This window comes from Aquirufa sp. ROCK2-A2, assembly GCF_054558485.1.
The window spans coordinates 54,109-72,747 of sequence record NZ_JBPXKA010000004.1 but is presented as its reverse complement, the minus strand read 5'-3'; the positions used below and the strand labels follow the sequence as shown (position 1 = coordinate 72,747).

General features: G+C 35.8%; 13 protein-coding genes. 5 read left to right on the top strand and 8 right to left on the bottom strand.

Going from position 1 to position 18,639, the window contains the following annotated elements:
- Nucleotide 1: 1 nt before the first annotated feature.
- The 7 genes from V7S76_RS07750 to V7S76_RS07720 all read right to left on the bottom strand — a co-directional run bounded on the left by V7S76_RS07750 (nucleotide 2) and on the right by V7S76_RS07720 (nucleotide 8,952).
- Complete coding sequence (locus tag V7S76_RS07750) at nucleotides 2-892, bottom strand: YicC/YloC family endoribonuclease (protein WP_459509497.1); 891 nt, start codon at nucleotides 890-892, stop codon at nucleotides 2-4.
- Entirely contained in the window at nucleotides 889-3,333 is a 2,445-nt protein-coding gene (locus V7S76_RS07745; RefSeq protein ID WP_459509496.1) for a hypothetical protein, read from the bottom strand. Before V7S76_RS07745 ends, V7S76_RS07750 begins: the two co-directional genes overlap by 4 nt.
- Before the next feature lie 4 nt (nucleotides 3,334-3,337).
- Entirely contained in the window at nucleotides 3,338-3,778 is a 441-nt protein-coding gene (locus tag V7S76_RS07740) for an FKBP-type peptidyl-prolyl cis-trans isomerase (protein ID WP_459509495.1), read from the bottom strand.
- A gap of 29 nt (nucleotides 3,779-3,807) precedes the next feature.
- On the bottom strand, nucleotides 3,808-4,500 hold the full coding sequence (purQ, locus tag V7S76_RS07735) for a phosphoribosylformylglycinamidine synthase I (protein ID WP_459509494.1): 693 nt from the start codon (nucleotides 4,498-4,500) through the stop codon (nucleotides 3,808-3,810).
- A 62-nt stretch (nucleotides 4,501-4,562) separates the two neighbouring features.
- Complete coding sequence (locus V7S76_RS07730; protein ID WP_459509493.1) at nucleotides 4,563-6,149, bottom strand: M1 family metallopeptidase; 1,587 nt, start codon at nucleotides 6,147-6,149, stop codon at nucleotides 4,563-4,565.
- 93 nt (nucleotides 6,150-6,242) lie between these two features.
- On the bottom strand, nucleotides 6,243-7,559 hold the full coding sequence (gene ahcY, locus V7S76_RS07725) for an adenosylhomocysteinase (RefSeq protein WP_459509492.1): 1,317 nt from the start codon (nucleotides 7,557-7,559) through the stop codon (nucleotides 6,243-6,245).
- A 103-nt stretch (nucleotides 7,560-7,662) separates the two neighbouring features.
- Nucleotides 7,663-8,952: a UDP-N-acetylmuramoyl-tripeptide--D-alanyl-D-alanine ligase gene (locus V7S76_RS07720; protein ID WP_459509491.1), complete on the bottom strand. Its 1,290-nt coding sequence runs from the start codon at nucleotides 8,950-8,952 to the stop codon at nucleotides 7,663-7,665.
- Between the two features lie 101 nt (nucleotides 8,953-9,053).
- On the opposite strand from V7S76_RS07720, the gene V7S76_RS07715 reads away from it, so the two are divergent.
- Nucleotides 9,054-11,144: an FG-GAP-like repeat-containing protein gene (locus tag V7S76_RS07715; protein WP_459509490.1), complete on the top strand. Its 2,091-nt coding sequence runs from the start codon at nucleotides 9,054-9,056 to the stop codon at nucleotides 11,142-11,144.
- 313 nt (nucleotides 11,145-11,457) lie between these two features.
- On the opposite strand, the gene V7S76_RS07710 is transcribed toward V7S76_RS07715, so the two are convergent.
- On the bottom strand, nucleotides 11,458-12,417 hold the full coding sequence (locus V7S76_RS07710; protein ID WP_459509489.1) for a sulfite exporter TauE/SafE family protein: 960 nt from the start codon (nucleotides 12,415-12,417) through the stop codon (nucleotides 11,458-11,460).
- A gap of 129 nt (nucleotides 12,418-12,546) precedes the next feature.
- On the opposite strand from V7S76_RS07710, the gene leuS reads away from it, so the two are divergent.
- The 4 genes from leuS to V7S76_RS07690 all read left to right on the top strand — a co-directional run bounded on the left by leuS (nucleotide 12,547) and on the right by V7S76_RS07690 (nucleotide 18,638).
- The gene (leuS, locus tag V7S76_RS07705; RefSeq protein ID WP_459509488.1) at nucleotides 12,547-15,369 is read left to right on the top strand and encodes a leucine--tRNA ligase; all 2,823 of its coding nucleotides are present in this window, start codon (nucleotides 12,547-12,549) and stop codon (nucleotides 15,367-15,369) included.
- A 56-nt stretch (nucleotides 15,370-15,425) separates the two neighbouring features.
- The gene (locus V7S76_RS07700; RefSeq protein ID WP_459509487.1) at nucleotides 15,426-16,433 is read left to right on the top strand and encodes an HTH domain-containing protein; all 1,008 of its coding nucleotides are present in this window, start codon (nucleotides 15,426-15,428) and stop codon (nucleotides 16,431-16,433) included.
- A gap of 283 nt (nucleotides 16,434-16,716) precedes the next feature.
- Nucleotides 16,717-17,031: a hypothetical protein gene (locus V7S76_RS07695; protein ID WP_459509486.1), complete on the top strand. Its 315-nt coding sequence runs from the start codon at nucleotides 16,717-16,719 to the stop codon at nucleotides 17,029-17,031.
- 17 nt (nucleotides 17,032-17,048) lie between these two features.
- The gene (locus V7S76_RS07690) at nucleotides 17,049-18,638 is read left to right on the top strand and encodes an ATP-binding protein (protein WP_459509485.1); all 1,590 of its coding nucleotides are present in this window, start codon (nucleotides 17,049-17,051) and stop codon (nucleotides 18,636-18,638) included.
- Nucleotide 18,639: the final 1 nt, after the last annotated feature.

Below are 18,639 nucleotides of genomic sequence, written 5' to 3'. Positions count from 1 at the left end.
ATTATAGCACATTAGCCGTTTGTTCTTTGATTTTTTCTAATTCATCTTTCATATTAACGACCAATCGTTGAATGGTGGAATCATTGGCTTTTGAACCTATGGTATTTATTTCGCGACCAATTTCTTGCGACATGAAATTAAGTTTTTTTCCATTACCTTCTTTCAAAACTTCAAGAAAATATTCTAAGTGAGTGGAAAGTCTAACTTTTTCTTCCGAAATGTCGAATTTCTCAATGTAGTAAACTACTTCTTGTTCAAATCTATTTTGATCAAAATCTTCATTCAAACCAAGATCCAATAATGATTTTTTCATTCTTTCACGGATATTGGGCATTCGAATTTTATCTTGTTCAATAATTTCCGATAATCCAGTTTTGATGGAAGCAATGTATTCTTTGAATTTGTTTTCTACCACATTTCCTTCCCGTAATCGAAATTCCTTACATTCCTTGGTGGCTTCTTCAATCGCTTCAAAAATAACTTGGTATAGGGCCTCTACATCTGGTTCTAGATCAGCAGATGTCTCTGCTTGCATGGCATTCGGCATACTTAATGCTTGCCGAAATAATTCCGTTTCATTGGGTGTAATGCCCAAATTAATGGCCACTCGTTTTAATTCTTGATAATAACTTTCAATCTTGGCTTCTTGAAGGATATTTGTAGTCCCTTCGGCTTCAGAATTCTTTTGGATATTGACATTCAACTCAATTTTACCTCTTTCTAATTGCTGAGTAAGGTAATTTCTGATTTCAATTTCTTTGGATGAAATCGAACGAGGAACCCGACAAAATAGATCAGTAAATTTGGAGTTTAGGCTTTTTAATTCAACACGGATTTGAAAATCGGCCGTTTCTTTTTGGGATTTTCCGAATCCTGTCATGGAATATATCATAGGGTATTTTTCGTTTGTTTGTAGGTGATTCCTAAGGCTAATGCCATGAAAAGTAATAATCCTATGGAAGCAATCGCATCGATTTTATTACCCAAAATAACTGTTTCAGGTTCGAATTTGAATTCAATTTGATGTTTTCCAGCTGGAATGGATAAGCCTCTTAGAATGTAATCGGTTGCTACATGCGGCACTTCTTTTCCATCAATAAAGGATTTCCAATCTTTATTTCCTCGGTAATAAATTTCTGAAAATACAGCAAATCCATCTTGCTTAGAATCACTTGAATAGGTTAAATGATTCAGGGTGTATTTTGTTAATTGAATGGATCCTACCTGACTTGAATCGATTGATTTTTGAGTAATATTGGTTAAATCTTTTTGTTCAACAATGGCCGTATATTTCGGGTCAAATGTTCCGACATTACCTAGAGCCTCATCTGCTGTTTTAGCTACTTTAATGGATTTTACAAACCAAGCATTACCCAATGCTTGCATGTTTGTTTGAACATTATATTGACCTATTGAATCTGTTCCAATCACATATTTGGTGTTCAACATATTCAAAATATTCATTTGTCCAGGATTCTTCGGGAATTCTTTTTCGATTAACTCCTGGTATCTTCTCAATTTGGCAGCATGATAACCTCCAATGGAATGATGATAATAACTGGTGGTAGCATCATTCATGAAAGATACAGCTGAGTTCAATACTCGGTATTGACTCTTGTCTGCTATGATTTGAGCATCGGCAGCAGTGGGTTGAATTTGTTCTTCTGCTGCACTTTTGGAGATAAATGCATCATTGGTAAAGTATCTTTTAGCTACGAAGGTTACATCGAAAACACTAATAATGACTAAGGCAATCACCAAAACAGATTCTTTGATTTTCTTACTTGAAGCTGCCCAAATGAATGCTGATGCCAATAAAATGATAAAGAAACTTCTAAACGCATCGGATTTAAAGAGTTGAATTCTATCTTGACGAATTGCGTTCCAAATGGCATCATTTAAGGCATTATCCTGAATGATTTGAACACCATCTTGTAAGCCTTTGAAGTTTAAAAATAGATCAGGTAGTAAACCGAAAAGCAAACATAAACCACCGCTTAGGCCTGCGGATATAAATAAAGGTCTTTTGATTTCTTGAAAGCTTGGCTTTTCTTTGACAAAATTAAATAGTCCCCAAAAACCCAATGCAACAAATCCAAATTGAACGAAAGATAAAACCATGGTGATGGCTCTAAACTTATTGAACATTGGGAAATAATCAAAAAGAAAACTGTTGAATCCAAAGTTCTTTCCCCAAGAAAAACTTATAAACAATAGGGTAGGAGCAATAATCCACCATTTTTCTTTGGATTTTACATACAATGCTGCAAATAAAAATAGAAAAATGACCAAAGCTCCTGCATAGGCTGGTCCTGCGGTAAAACTTTGTTCTCCCCAATAGGTTGGCGCTTTTTCAACAAATCCTAAAGCTTGTTCTCCTGGAATTCCAGCCTCCGTCATGACTTGATAAGTGGCTGATTTTTCGCCTCCTAAATTACCTTGCGAAGCTCCACCCATGAAATTTGGGATTAACAAGGTCCCTGTTTCAGCAATTCCGTATGACCAATCGAAGGCATAATTTTTGTCTAATCCATCGCCCTTTGCCTTATTTTCAATTAATTCGGACGCACTTCTGGTCGTTTCTTTGCTGTAAACATAATTGTTCAATAAACGCATCGAATGGGTTCCCAATGCTAGAACTAAACCCAAGGCCAACAACAGTCCGCTTCCAAACCAATTTTTTAGTGCCTTGTTTTGAAAAGCTTGAATCAGGGTGTAAATCTGGAAAGCAGCAATGATGAAAAATAAATAATAGGTAATTTGAATGTGATTGGCATATAATTCTAAAGACATTCCTAAGGCAAAAATAGCCGCACCCATCCATTTTTTGTTCCCCCAACATAAGCGTAATCCGGCTAAAACAACGGGTGCATAGGCTAAAGCTAACACTTTGGATGTATGTCCCGCTGGAATAATGACCATATTATAGGTAGCAAAAGCATAACTGATGGCTCCTGCAAATCCAATCAAGGGACTCACACCCATGGCCCAAAGAAAGAGATACATTCCGATGAGTTGTAGGAAAATTAAGTTAACTGGATTGGGTAAAATTGGTGTAATAGAGGCGCCTAAGCGACTAGAAATGCTATTAGGGTAGGAGCCTGCAATCTGGTAGCTTGGCATACCTCCAAACATGGAATTGGTCCACCAAGCATCCTGACCTGTTTCATTTTTAAATTGAACGTTTTCTTGAGCTGCTGCTTGTGCTTGCATTACGTCGTGTTGGACCAACACTTTTCCTTGTAATACGGGACTGCAATAAATAAATGCAATCGCCAAAAAACCAATCAGTACCAAAGCATGAGGTACCAATGAACGCCAATTTATTTTCATTTTATTAGTTGATGGAAACTAATTCCAATTCAAAAGTTAAGTCTCTTCCTGCTAAAGGGTGATTTGCATCTAAAGTAACGTGAGTTTCTGTCAAATCCGTAATTAAAACTTCAATCACTTGACCTCCATCTTGGTGCATATTTAATGACATACCAACTTCAATTTCCATATGTGCAGGAATTTGATTACGATCAATCGTAACCGTATTTTCTGGAGAATGTTCTCCATAAGCATCTACAGCGGGAATAATAATGGTTTTTTTGTCGCCAATGTTCATTCCTGTTACTCCATCATCAAATCCTTTGATGACCATACCTGAACCTAATTGAAATTCTAAAGGTGTACGTCCTACGGATGAATCGAAAATAGAACCATCTGAATGTTTTCCTGTATAATGTACTGCTACTTTATCGCCTGTTTTTGCAGTTTGTTGCGCTAAATCCATTGTTGTAATATCTGAATGTTAAAAATTAATTAAACTAATTGATGAGAAATAACCAATTGCTTGATGATTTCTAAACCATCGGTATTAGCTAAATCTGGATCTGCTGCACGCTCTGGATGTGGCATCATACCAAATACATTGCGGCCTTCGTTGCAAATTCCTGCGATGTTCAATAAACTTCCATTGGGATTGGATGCTTCATTCACTTGGCCATTTTCATCACAATAATAAAACAAGATTTGATCATTGTCTTTTAAGGATGCCAAAGTGCGCTCATCGGTAAAATATCTTCCTTCTGCGTGAGCAATCGGAATTTTATAGGCTTTTGTTAAATCTAATTCTTGGGTTAACAAGGAGTGATTGGTAGCAGCCTTTAAATAAATATTTTTAGAGATAAATTTTTGAGTATTATTTCTTAATAAAACTCCAGGTACTAAATGCGCCTCTACTAATACTTGAAAGCCATTGCAAATACCCATTAAATAACCACCCTCATTGGCATGTTTAATGACATTGTCCATGATGGGTGAAAAACGAGCTATAGCTCCTGATCTCAAATAATCGCCATAGGAAAAGCCTCCTGGAACTATGATAAAATCACAATTTTCTAAACTTGTTTGTTTGTGCCAAAGCTTAACAGCTTGATGACCTAAACTTTCAATCACTCCTACAGTATCATCATCACAATTTGACCCTGGGAAAACTACTACACCAAATTTCATTATGCTAATTTTTTAAAAATTTGAGCAAAAATACGGCTTTTTGTTTATTATTCCGCCGAATATTATTGCTTTTCTACATTTATTAAATAATGTTCTACATCAATTTTAGGTTCTTGATCCATTATAATTTCCTGCCAACTGGATTTCGGAGTAATTTGCTTTTGATTTTTTAAAATGATAGGGAAGTTTATGCTGTCATCCAAATTTGCCCAACGGTATTGTAATGTCCATTTGCCTTCTTTTTGTTCACTTTTGTATTCCAATTGAGGTAAATCCGTTCGGAATAAATAAAAGTTCATAATGGCTTTGATAGAGGCATGTAGTTGGCTGTCAAAGTAGTCCAACACCTCTTTGGTATCGGTATTTTTATGATAAAATTTTTCGCAGAATCCTTTAATTGTTTTGAACCATAATTCATCATTGTTCACAATACTCCTTAAGGTATGAAACATCCACGTGCCTTTGAAATACATGTCTGAATCTGGACTCTGATAATTGACACCATAAGGTCCAACGATTGGGAATCGATATTTGATGCTATTTTTTTGGCCATTTAAATAGCGCTGAGCAGCATCTTTTCCAGATTTTTCCTCTAAATAAACAGCTTCTGCATATGTACCTGTGGCTTCATGGATCCATAAATCCGCATGATCTTTACAAGAAATAGAGTTGCCAAACCATTCATGTGCCGATTCATGTATGATGATAAAATCGAATCCAAAGGAATTGTTTTTGTAGTGATTTCCGTAAGCAACAGCACTTTGATGTTCCATTCCCCAATAATCTGTTTCTACTAAAGCATAACCGTCACGTGGGAAAGGATATGGGCCAAAATATTTTTCAAAAATCAATAACATTTCTCTTGATTGTTGGAAATGTGCTCGTGCTTTGTCCAAATTGGGTTTTAAAACGTAGTAGTCTAAATTTAGATCTTTCCCATTGTATTGCGTTAGTGTTTCTTGCCAATGGGCATAGTTTGCTATGTTTAAAGATACGTTATAAGTGTTGATTGGATAAGAAACCTTCCAATGACTCTTAGCTGATTCTTTATTTTCTGTCCGACTAACTAAATTGCCATTGGATACAGCTGTTAAATTTTTAGGTGCTTCAATATGTATATCCATGGATTCGGGTTCATCAGACGGATGGTCTTTGCAAGGCCACCAAACAGAGGCACCTAATCCTTCACATGAAACCGTTACCCAATCATTATTTTCTGGATCTTTGGTCCAAGAAAAACCGCCATCCCAAGGTGGCCTAACGGCAGCCCTTGGTTGACCAGAATAGCGAATCAAGATTTTATGGTTTTCTCCTTTTGCTAAGGTTTTACCAAATTCAATGAAAATAGCATTTCCATCTCTTTGGTATTTCAATGGTTTTCCAGCTTCTGAAATCCCTTTAATGTCCATGTTCGCAAATAAATCGATTTGTATTTTTGGAGTTGCTTGAACAACTTGAAAACTAATTTCATTGCTTCCTTGTATCGATTTGTTCGGTATATCTAATCGAACTGAAAGCTTATAATGTTGAACATCAAAACTAGATCTTTCCCGACTCAAGTTTCCTCTTAAACTATCCGCATGAGTAAATTTTTGAGCGGATGAGCAAAAGAAAGCGGGTATTAACAAGAAGGTTAAAAGGTATTTCATTTATTTTTAATTAAAAATTAAATATAAAAAAAGCCTCGGGGATTCCCAAGGCTTTTAAAAATATGTCATTATCTTATTTCAGATATATAAAGACTAGTAACGATAATGTTCAGGTTTGAACGGCCCATTTTCGTTTACACCGATGTAATCAGCTTGCTCTTTTTCTAGTTTTTCTAATTTAGCGCCAATATGTGCCAAATGTAAAAAGGCTACCTTTTCATCCAAATGCTTTGGCAAAATGTACACTTTGTTTTCATAATTAGCTGAATTTGCCCAAAGTTCCAATTGCGCCAATGTTTGATTACAGAATGAATTTGACATTACAAATGAAGGGTGACCCATCGCACAACCTAAATTTACCAAACGTCCTTCAGCCAAAACAATGACATTTTTTCCATTAATGGTGTACATATCTACCTGTGGCTTGATTTGATTCTTGGTAGAACCATAGTTTCCATTTAACCATGCCATGTCGATTTCATTATCAAAGTGACCAATGTTACAAACAATCGCTTTGTCTTTCATCGCTTTGAAATGGCGATCACGGATAATTTTAACATTACCTGTCGCTGTAACAAAAATGTTGGCACGAGAAGCGGCCTCATCCATCGGCACAACCTCAAACCCGTCCATTGCTGCTTGTAAAGCACAAATTGGGTCAATTTCTGTCACTAAAACTCGGCAACCTGCCCCACGTAACGATTCAGCTGAACCTTTTCCAACGTCGCCATAACCTGCTACCACAGCCACTTTTCCAGCTAACATTAAATCGGTAGCACGACGAATCGCATCGACTAATGATTCTTTACAACCATATTTGTTATCAAATTTCGATTTAGTAACCGAGTCATTCACGTTAATAGCGGGTAAATGCAATGTGCCGTTTTTCATACGTTCGTATAAACGGTGTACACCGGTTGTGGTTTCTTCAGAAAGCCCTTTAATACCTTCGATCAATTCTGGATACTCATCAAAAACCATGTTGGTTAAATCGCCACCATCGTCCAAAATCATATTCAAAGGTTGTTTTTCTTCTCCAAAGAATAAAGTTTGCTCAATACACCAGTTGAATTCTTCTTCGTTCATACCTTTCCAAGCATAAACAGGAATTCCAGCTGCTGCGATGGCTGCTGCTGCGTGGTCTTGAGTAGAGAAAATATTACAAGATGACCATGTTACATCAGCACCTAAAGCAGTTAAGGTTTCAATTAAAACGGCTGTTTGGATTGTCATGTGCAAGCAACCTGCAATTCTTGCACCTTTTAAGGGTTGTGCTGCTCCAAATTCTGCTCTAAGAGCCATTAAACCTGGCATTTCTGCTTCGGCTAATTGAATTTCTTTGCGGCCCCAATCAGCCAATGCAATGTCTTTTACTTTGAATGGTACGTAAGTACCGGATGAATTTGCCATATTGATTTTTATGTCGATTTCTTAATAAAGTGCAAAAATACAAAAAAGATGTAAGATGTAAGATGTAAGATGTAAGATTTTTAAATTACCTATTACCTATTACCTATTCCAAAAAAGCCAATACGCTTTCCAATTGAATACCTCTGGATCCCTTTACTAATATAAAGCTGTTATGAATTGGGTTGTCTTGTAACCAATTATGCAAGCCAAATTTATCTGGAAAATAAAATGCTTGAGGTAAATGAACCAATGCATGTTGAAAATGGGTGCCAACTAACAATATTTTTTCCAATTGACATGTGGCTAGAAGTTGACCAATGGCTTGATGTTCCTCCTGAGAAGATTCTCCCAATTCGAACATATCACCTAAAATTACAATTTTGGGATGATGGTCCGTTTCATTGAAATGTTGAATTGCCGCCGCCATGGAGGATGGATTGGCATTGTAGGCATCCATCAAAACCTGATTTGTTCCAATTTTTAAAAATTGACTTCTATGGTTAGTTGGGGCATAGCCCGATACGCCTTCATGGCATGCTGCCTCATTTATTCCAAAATGGTGACCAACGGTCAAAGCCATTTGAATATTTTCAAAATTATAAATGCCAGGTAAATGACTGGTCACTTTTTCGCCTGTGGATGTTTGATAAACAACAGTAGGTTTGGCTTCAATCAATTCAGTAGGTATTCCCTCATTTACTTCCACCACTGTCGAGAATCTGAATTTGTCAAAGATTTCCCTAATGGCATTTTGATTGTTAGGAATAAAAACCGTGGAATTATGTTCAGCTAAATATTCGAACAATTCACCTTTGCCTTTTTTAACACCCTCTATTCCTCCAAAACCCTCTAAATGAGCTTTCCCAATATTAGTGATTAAGCCATGAGTAGGTTGTGCGATATTGACTAATTCTTTTATGTCACCTTGCTTATTTGCACCCATTTCAATCACAGCGATTTGATGTTCAGGTCGAATAGCTAAAATAGATAGGGGGACACCAATGTGATTATTTAAATTGCCAATAGTGGCATAACAATGGAATTTTTGAGACAAAACTGAAAAAATCAATTCTTTTGTAGTTGTTTTACCATTGGAACCTGTTAAACCAATAATAGGAATCTTTAGTGTTCTTCGGTATTCACTCGCTAAATCTTGCAAGGCTTTCAAGCTATCCTCTACCAATAAGGTTTCAGGAAATACATCAAATTCCGCATCATCAATCACAACAAATTGAGCTCCTTTCTGAATTGCTTCCTCAGCTAATTGATTGGCATTGAAATTAGGCCCTTTTAAGGCAAAAAAGAGATTTCCTTTTTGAACTTTTCTTGTATCTGTTGATACTCCTGTACAGGATAAAAATTTCGATAAAAGTGTTGAATTGTTGATCTTCATTTTAATTTTACAATGCCTATTCCAAAATTGTTCACAAATATCGAATGAAAATTTTAGTATTTCTTCTTTTCTTGCTCTTGCCAACGAAAATTTTCTCTCAAATGGCAGAGTGGAAAGAAATACCCAATTTCCCAGTCGAGCAAAATGGAAAAACACTACAGATGCCTTTTTCAGGTAGTTTTAATTCAGCACAAGTAGAATCTATCGATTTGAACGGTGACGGTGTTGAGGATTTAGTGGTTTTTGATCGGACTTGTCAAAAATTAAGTACTTTTTTGGTACAAATAACGGCTTCATCCATCACTTACCAATATTCATCTATCTATGAAAATGCATTCCCTTTCTTGGAAAATTGGATGCATTTGATTGATTTTGATGGTGATGGAAAGAAAGATTTATTTACCTATACAGCCGCGGGCATCAAAGTATTTAGGAATACGGGACAAGGTAAAGTCAATCAATTTACCCTTTTTCAGGATCCTCTTTATTCGGAAGGTTTTTCCGGAAAAATTAATTTGTACGTGGCACCAAGTGATATTCCTGCCATTGGCGATTTAGATAAGGATGGAGACATCGATATTTTAGCCTTTGAGCCTGGCGGCCATTTCTTGGAATTACATCAAAATTTTAGTGTTGAAAATGGGGCGAAAGCAGGACTTGTTTTTAAACGGACGGTTCAAGGATGGGGTAATTTTATTCACAATGATTGTCGAGATATCGTTTTTAATTCACCACTAAGTAATACAGTTCAGACTCAATCCCTGAAAAGTGTAGAGAAAATTCTTCATGTAGGAAATGCGGTATCGCTTTGGGATACCAACAAAAACGGTCAATTTGGTTTGTTGTTTGGTCATATTTCTTGCTCAAATCTTGTGCATTTAGAAAACCAAGGATCTGGATTGACCCCTTCTTTTTCTATTCCTTTGTATAATTTTCCTTCCGGACAAGCTATTCAAGTAAGTGCCTTCGCTTATGCTAGTCCACTGGATGTGAATTTTGATGGAAATATGGATTTGTTGGTTTCTACCAATACGACTGATAATGTGAATTATACTCAAAATTTTCAACAAAATTTGGTCTATTTTCAAAAGGATGGAACTCAATTATCGAAAATGTCGAACGGATTTTTGCAACAAGATATGATAGATGTGGGGGAAAATGCAAGTCCGGTATTTTGGGATATGGATGAAGATGGAGATTTAGATTTATTGATAGGCAATTCAGGAATTAGAGGCGAAAAAGGAGTGAGGGCGTCTATCTTTTTCTATGAAAATGTTGGGAGTAAAAGTTCATCTTCTTTTGTATTTCGAAGCAATGACTTTTTGAAATTTTCGGAAAAAACACAGGCAACTGATCTTCGTTTACAATTAGCTGATTGGAATTCAGATGGAAAAAATGATTTGTTAATCAACTATGAAACTTTTGTCAATCCTCAAATGCAGGTTCTTTTAGCAGGCCAAACCATTCTGAAAAGTTATGATTTAAAATCCCTGAATCCTGGTACAATTCCATATTTTAAAGATGTGGATCAAGATGGAATATTGGATGGGTTATTATTAACTAAAACCGGACAAATTCAACGTTTTCAACTCAAGGAAAATATTTTAGGAGAATTGGAATGGGAATTGATTAACCCTGATTTTTTGTCGATGACCAATATAAAAAACTGGTCTTTACAAAGTTTTGATTTGGTTGATGAATTTGGAGACGGAAAAAAACAATGGATTGGCACCGACAAATTGGGCTTTTTTCATATAGCCGAAATGGATTTGGTTAACAATCGAATAGTAGAAAAACAAATGCCTACTGGTTTATCAGGCAATGTCGGTAGAAATTCGTCTATTCAATCGGTGGATTGGAACCAAGATGGAAAAGCAGATTTGGTGATAGGGACAGGTGGAGGAGGAGTTCGACTCATTCAAAACACTTCAACTTCTCCCATATTTGAAAAAAAGGAAGCAGACATACAAATCTGGCCTAATCCCAATCAAGGTGAATTTTATGTCCGTACTTATGAAAATGGGCAGTTAAAAATGGTTGATTTATTAGGTAGAATAATTCTAGAAAACGTTAGGATAAGGGCGAATGAGTCAAAAAGCTTGCAAATTAATCCTATCCATAAAGGAGTCTATTTTGTCGAGTTTTTAGGAGAAAATGGTCATCGAGTCTCGCAAAAATTACTCCTAGAATAGTATCCGTTTTTCATCAATTTCTTGATAAGATAATTCCCAAAATCGAAATAATTTATTAGTCCTTATAGAGGCAAATAAGTTGTTCCCGTTTTGGGAATTGTTTATTTATTTTTAAACATCTTAGATTTTGAGGTTGATTTCTAAAAAAGGTTTAAAAGATTTTTGGATAAAATATCCAGTCTCTGAACAATAATTAAAGTCTTGGTATTTTAAAATTTAAACAATGGAAATTAAACTCATTAGACCGGAAGAGGTTTACCAGCAGGCATTAAATAGATTAGAAATTGTCCATCGAAATGATTAGACAATTACATTAAAAAAACTTCGGTATACCTAAAACAATTTGTCTGATGGACACAATGATGACTACTAATCCCACCAAAATCATCATCGATTTAACGGGGATTTTATTAGCCAATTTAGCTGCAATCGGTGCCGCGATTACTCCGCCAAGAATAAGACCAAAAATAACTTGCCAATAACCTAAACCGATAACGGTAAAGAAGGTAATTGAGCTGGCTAGAGAAACGAAAAACTCGGTTAAATTAACTGAACCAATGGTGTATTTAGGATGTCTGCCTGATGCAATCAAGGTAGAAGAAACAATCGGCCCCCAGCCGCCACCACCGATGGAATCTAAATAGGCGCCAAACAAGGCTAAAATACCTAAACGTTTGGTAGGTTTCTTTTGAATACGTTTGATCAAAGCTTTTTTAATAATAATTCCGCCTAGAATTAAGGTATACACCGATACGATGGGTTTGATATAACCCGCATAATCCTCTAAACTGGAAAGGACATAAGCCCCTAAAATGGCTCCTATGATTCCTGGAATTACCAAAGTCTTGAATAATTTGGAATTCACATTTCCAAATTTCAAGTGCATGTAGCCCGAAACTCCAGAAGTAAAAACCTCAGACGCATGTACACTCGCCGATGCAGCCGCAGGCGTTATGCCAACCGATAATAGAAAAGTTGTAGCCGTTACACCATAAGCCATCCCCAATGCACCATCAATCATTTGCGCGATAAATCCACCCATGACATAATACAAAACGTCCGGGGTAAGTTCTGTCCATAATCCGGATATTTTTTCTGGAGTAAAGTAGGTAAACAATAAATGTCCAACAATCATCAAAGCAATCGCATTGCTGATGTGAATAATCACTTCTGTGATGCTTCTTTCTCTGCTCCAAATCGTATTTAATGCCTTAAATACACTTGGAAAATGCGATTTAGATTCGTTCTGTTCTTTGTTGGATTCAGCCGACATAAAGGGTTGATTCTGATATTTACCTACAAAGTTAATAGACTTTACTTAATCTATCATTAAAGTAGAGTAAATATTTTTTCAATAAAAAGCCGTAATTTGCAATCCTTTTTAAAAATTTAGAAGAATCGCATGCGTACAGAGTATCAGTTTCGTGAAATCGAAAAGCAATGGCAACAGTTTTGGGAAAGTAATCAAACCTTTCAAGCCAATATCAATCCGGATAAACCCAAATATTATGTGTTAGATATGTTTCCCTATCCTTCAGGTGCAGGGCTACATGTTGGACACCCGCTAGGATACATTGCCTCTGATATTGTGGCACGTTACAAACGATTGCAAGGATACCAAGTTTTGCATCCAATGGGATTTGATTCCTTTGGTTTACCAGCTGAACAATATGCTATTCAAACTGGCCAACATCCCGCTATTACTACTGAGCAAAATATCACTCGCTATATTGAGCAACTGAAAAATATGGGATTTTCTTTCGACTGGTCAAAGGAAGTTCGTACATCCGATGCTTCTTATTATAAGTGGACGCAATGGATATTTATGCAATTGTTTAATTCTTGGTACAACCAAGAAGCGGATAAAGCGGAATCCATTGATTCTTTGAAAATAATATTATCTCAAAAGGGTTCTGTTGGTTTAAAAGCAGTTTGTGACGAAGAATTGCCTCGCATTGATGCTTTGACTTGGAACAGTTATTCCGAAGAAGAAAAATATGCTTATTTGTTAGGTTTTAGATTGGCCTACTTAGATGACTCGGTGGTAAATTGGTGCCCAGCTTTAGGAACCGTTTTAGCTAATGATGAAGTCAAAGATGGTCTTTCTGAAAGAGGAGGCTATCCAGTTGAGCAAAAGAAAATGCGACAATGGTCCATGCGGATTACCGCTTATGCTGATCGTTTGTTGCGTGGTTTAGATGAAATTGATTGGTCAGATTCATTGAAAGAACAACAAAGAAATTGGATTGGTAAGTCGACAGGCGCTGAAGTAGAATTTGATATTGATCAGGCTCCAACATCATTGCAAGGAAAGAAAATTAAAGTATTTACCACTCGTGTGGATACGATTTACGGCGTTTCCTTCATGGTTTTAGCTCCTGAACATGAATGGGCTTTGGATTTGACAAGGCCTGAGCAACAATCAGCTGTCGACGAATACATAAATTGGGCAAAATCTCGTTCCGAATTAGATCGTTTATCGGAAGTAAAACAAGTTTCGGGTGTCTTTACAGGGTCTTATGTCATCAATCCTTTGAATGATGAAAAAGTGCCTATTTTCTTAGCAGACTATGTATTGGCGGGATATGGAACGGGTGCGGTCATGGGCGTTCCTTCTGGTGATCAACGCGATTGGAATTTTGCTAAACATTTTGATTTGCCCATTATCCCCATTTTAGATGCGCAAGTTGGAATTGATTCTCAAGCAGATAATACCAAAGAAGGACTTTACATTCATTCTGGTATGATCAATGGTTTGGGCTATAAAGCTGCGACTCAGAAATTAGTTGCTTGGTTGGAAGAAAAAGGAATAGGGAAAGGTAAAATTCAGTTCAGAATGCGTAATGCAGTATTTTCTCGTCAGCGTTATTGGGGAGAGCCTGTTCCTGTATATTTCAAACCTACCTCTACTGGTGAATTATTGCCTTATTTAATTGAGGAATCAGAATTACCTTTGGAATTGCCCAAAATAGATAAATATTTGCCTACAGAAACCGGTGAGCCACCTTTAGGAAGAGCTGCTGAGTCTTGGAAGTACCAAGGTAAATATGATTATGAATGGTCAACTATGCCAGGTTGGGCGGGTTCTTCTTGGTATTGGTATCGATACATGGATGCTCAAAATAAGGATTTCTTTGCTAGTAAAGAATCCATTGAATATTGGCAAGCGGTCGATTTATACATTGGAGGTTCTGAACATGCTACAGGTCATTTGTTGTATTCGCGTTTTTGGAACAAATTCCTGAAAGATTTGGGCTATGTGAAAGAAGAGGAGTTTGCTAAGAAATTGATCAATCAAGGTATGATTCAAGGTCGGTCAAATTTTGTTTACCGAGTGAAAGATGCAGCCAAGGTGACTTTTGTATCTCATGGATTAAAAGATCAATATGATGTGGCCGCTTTGCACGTCGATGTAAATATTGTCGAAAATGACCTATTGGATGTGGAAGCATTCAAATCTAGCCGAAATGATGTGCCTGCGGATGCGGAATTCATTTTAAAGGATGGAAAATATATTTGTGGTTGGGAAGTTGAGAAAATGTCGAAATCTAAATTCAATGTAGTTAATCCAGACGATTTAATCGCCAAATATGGGGCTGATACCTTGCGGGTGTATGAAATGTTTTTGGGACCATTGGAGCAATTTAAACCTTGGAATACCAATAGTATTTCGGGTTCACATAATTTCTTGAGAAAGGTTTGGCGTTTGTTTTTTGATGATGTTAATTTTAAATTGAAGCTTAGTGATGAAGCGGCAAAACCAGAAGAATTAAAGGTCTTGCATACTGCCATTCGAAAGGTTCAAGATGATTTAGAACGGTATTCTTTCAATACGGTTGTTTCCACATTGATGATTTGTGTAAATGATTTAACGCAGTTGAAATGTGCTAAAAAATCAGTTTTACGAGAATTAGTTATTTTATTATCTCCTTACGCACCGCATATTTCAGAAGAATTATGGGTGGCTTTGGGCGAGGAGGCAGGTTCGCTTTCTACAGCAAAATTCCCTGTATTCAATGCCAATTTCTTGGAAGAAGATGAATTCAAATATCCGATTTCATTCAATGGTAAAGTAAAATTAACCATTCCATTTTCCGCGACGGCTAGTCCTCAAGAAATTGAGTTGTCGGTATTGTCCAATGACCAAGTTTTGAAAATTTTGGCAGGAGCGGCACCTAAAAAAGTAATTGTCGTTCCTAAGCGAATTGTTAATATTGTCTTGTAATAATGCGAAGCCCTTTTGTTGTAAAATGAAAGGGCTTTTTTGAATGTTTGATTCGTATGTCAAATAAATCGTCAAAATCCTCTCTTGATTCAATCATTAAATCCAAATCTACTCAAGACCGAGTGATGCAAATGCTTCTTTTTCTATTGGAGCAAAAATTACCTGTTAGTCGAGCTACCTTAGAAAAAAAATTGGGTGTTAATTCAAGAAGTATTTTTCGATATTTGAATATCATTGAAGATCAATTAAAATTTCCAGTTAATAAAATCAACGGGCGATATTCCATTGATCGGGCAGTTCCTGAGGGCCAACAATTAACTTTTAGTGCGGATGAAATCCAATCGATGTACCTTGCCATGATGGATTACCCAGATATTCAGGTTCAAACCCAAATTCGAAATAAATTATTGCACATTTATTCGGAGCGTAAAAAGGCTGAGAATTTGATCGATCATCAAATCATAGATCGAATCAAATGGTTTGAAAAACATGTCAATGAAAGTAAGATCAAGTTTCAAATGCGTTTGTTGAATTATACTTCTTTGAATGGTTTGAATATTCGTGATCGAATTGTCTCGCCTGTTTACTTTAATTCGGTTAACCATGAATTGTATGCGTTCGACATGGAGCCACAAAATGAGGAAGGCTATGTGTTGAAAACCTTTTTGTTAACCCGAATGGGAGGAGAAGAGAAATTAAAAGATCGTATTCCAACGGTATTATTGAACGATGAAAATCAAGATTTGTCGAGGGATAAATTTGGTTATTTAATTAAAGGTCAATCATTGATTCCGGTTGTGATTGATATGGATTTAATGGCATTGAAATTATTTGAATTACATTTTCCTCAATTAATTACTCAGGTTGAATACATTGGCGACTCTGTTCAACATCCACAATTTCGTATTCAAATGGAAATCGTTCGGCCTGATCCACTGGTTGGTTTTTGTCTTGGCTGCTTGAATCACATACAAATTCAATCCCCTGAATTTATTATCGCTTTGAAAGAGTTTTATCAAAAAAATATTCAACAAAATTTACTTGAATTAGGGATCGGTTTATAGATATATGATTCATTTATTTTTGTCAAATTTTGTCACTATTTATTTTTTATTTGAAATGATTAGTAATCTGGAATAAATTATTTCATCCTGACTTATTTGAATTTTGTCACTAAATTTTATTGTCAAATATTCGTCATTTGAGCCTATTTTAGCTTATTTGATTCTGTTTTCCCCATAATTTTGTCTTTATTAATTCATTCTTAGATTGGTAGATTTTTGATTAATTCATACTTTTGCCATCCTTGTTTCCCTGGATAAAATATACCTTAAATTTGGCAGTCATATGAAAGTTGAAAATCAAAAATTAACATCTCATACCTTACATAGGGTTCGTAAGCTTGGATTGTTTTTGATGGATCGAAATGTGTTTACACGCTTGGATATCATGGCTCTTAAAATGGATTGTTCGGTGCGGCAAGTTCGCAGGTACCTCTTCATGCTCCAAGAAAATTTGGGTATCCATTTGATTCAAAAACCTCAAGGCTTCAAACTTGCTGCTGACCGTGTAGAGGTATTGAACAAATTGGGAATAACCAAAGTGAATTTTGAATTTCCCAATAGTTTAATTGTCAATCAGATTATGTTAAATCAAGGATAATTTTAACCGTTAGCATCATGGAAACAATTGTATTTGAAAAATATTATGAAAAATTTCGTTTGAATAAAATGAAGTATTCAAGTCCTAAAAATGGTCAATGGCTAGATGATTTTGATTTAGCCGATGATGGAGATTCTTTGGTGCTTGAAGGAAAATTACGTTCAAAAGAATTTATTTCGAGGTTTCGTACAATTCTACCGAAAAATGATTTGACTTGCTTAGAGTTTTTGTTTGAGTGCTGTCCTTTAAGACGCAATTTAATGTCATTTTACTTGGATGATGATCGAGGAAAATTTCAAAAAGTATTTATTGCTCATGCTCCTAAGTCGAATTTTTTGATAGATGAAACCTTATTTTTAGCGGAATATTATCATTTTTTTAAAATAGCGAAGGATTTATCAGTTGGGATGCAATTTGCCTCTTTATTTTTTGATCATTTGACAAATGAATTGAGTCATTTGCCGCTTTCTAGTAAATTGAATGACATGTTGGTCCAATTTTCTAGATTGGATTGTGTACTATGGATGTTTAGCCTAAGCCGGTTTATCGTAGATGCCGGAACAATAACATGTATTGATATTGAAAATTTTCAATCCATTTTGTCGAGTAATCGTGATTTCATCAAGTTTCGATATGCATTACAAAATCATCCCTTGATTGAAAATAATTATTGGGAATTATCTGAAGATGATTTTTTTCCACGGGAAGGTGGCATTCGAATTACAGAAAAAAGTATTGATTGTATTTTTCCAGATTGGGGATTACAAATATCCCCGATGGCAAAGAATAAAAAAAATAGAGAATACACCTTGTTCTCACCGGAATCATTTAACAAAGAAGAAATGATTTTCAATAATGGGGATGAATTGAAAAGAGTCAATCGTTTATTGAAGATTTTAAAGAATATCTCACTTGATAAATTGAAAAGCACCCGTTGTGGCATCATCCTGCATGGTGCTCCAGGAACAGGTAAAACCCTATTATCTAAAATGATTTGTGCTGAATTGGGTTTTCATTTAATGGAAGTACATTCTTCTGCAATTGAATCGAAATATGTAGGTGATACTCCCAAAGCGATTGAGCGCCTTTTTAAAGCATATGAAGATGAATCAAAAAACAAAAAAGTTTGCTTGGTCTTTCAAGAAATTGATTCTTTAATGGGTATACGTGTTCAAATAGAAAGGAGTTTGGATCATTTTATGAATCAGGCTCAAACACAATTACTTCAAAATTTGGATAATTTTTCTGGTTTAATCATTGGAACGACTAATCAGTTTATGGATGGTTCGGTAGATCCGGCCTTTTTTAGAAGATTTTTATTCAAATTGGAAGTAAAACGACCTTCATTTGAAACTCGACAACATTTATGGAAATCCAAATTACCTAATCATTTAAAAAACAATCAGTATCTAATTGATCAATTAAGTGAATTTGATTTGACGGGGGCTAATATTCAAAATATTGTGATCAAAGCTGATTTGATTAATTCCTTTGCCGATGAGTCACTGGTGAGTGAACTGCTTTTGGAATTGGCAGAGGAAGAAGCTGAAACGGATGGGAACTCTAAAGTAGGTTCAGGAATTGGTTTTCAGCGTTTTGCTAGTTGAT

Bases quoted from the DNA above. Each gene is read 5' to 3' on its own strand.
- V7S76_RS07690 (WP_459509485.1), top strand. From the start codon at position 17,049: ATGGAAACAATTGTATTTGAAAAATATTATGAAAAATTTCGTTTGAAT.
- ahcY (WP_459509492.1), bottom strand. From the start codon at position 7,559: ATGGCAAATTCATCCGGTACTTACGTACCATTCAAAGTAAAAGACATT.
- V7S76_RS07730 (WP_459509493.1), bottom strand. From the start codon at position 6,149: ATGAAATACCTTTTAACCTTCTTGTTAATACCCGCTTTCTTTTGCTCA.
- purQ (WP_459509494.1), bottom strand. From the start codon at position 4,500: ATGAAATTTGGTGTAGTAGTTTTCCCAGGGTCAAATTGTGATGATGAT.
- V7S76_RS07740 (WP_459509495.1), bottom strand. From the start codon at position 3,778: ATGGATTTAGCGCAACAAACTGCAAAAACAGGCGATAAAGTAGCAGTA.
- leuS (WP_459509488.1), top strand. From the start codon at position 12,547: ATGCGTACAGAGTATCAGTTTCGTGAAATCGAAAAGCAATGGCAACAG.
- V7S76_RS07715 (WP_459509490.1), top strand. From the start codon at position 9,054: ATGGCAGAGTGGAAAGAAATACCCAATTTCCCAGTCGAGCAAAATGGA.
- V7S76_RS07720 (WP_459509491.1), bottom strand. From the start codon at position 8,952: ATGAAGATCAACAATTCAACACTTTTATCGAAATTTTTATCCTGTACA.
- V7S76_RS07745 (WP_459509496.1), bottom strand. From the start codon at position 3,333: ATGAAAATAAATTGGCGTTCATTGGTACCTCATGCTTTGGTACTGATT.
- V7S76_RS07695 (WP_459509486.1), top strand. From the start codon at position 16,717: ATGAAAGTTGAAAATCAAAAATTAACATCTCATACCTTACATAGGGTT.
- V7S76_RS07710 (WP_459509489.1), bottom strand. From the start codon at position 12,417: ATGTCGGCTGAATCCAACAAAGAACAGAACGAATCTAAATCGCATTTT.
- V7S76_RS07700 (WP_459509487.1), top strand. From the start codon at position 15,426: ATGTCAAATAAATCGTCAAAATCCTCTCTTGATTCAATCATTAAATCC.
- V7S76_RS07750 (WP_459509497.1), bottom strand. From the start codon at position 892: ATGATATATTCCATGACAGGATTCGGAAAATCCCAAAAAGAAACGGCC.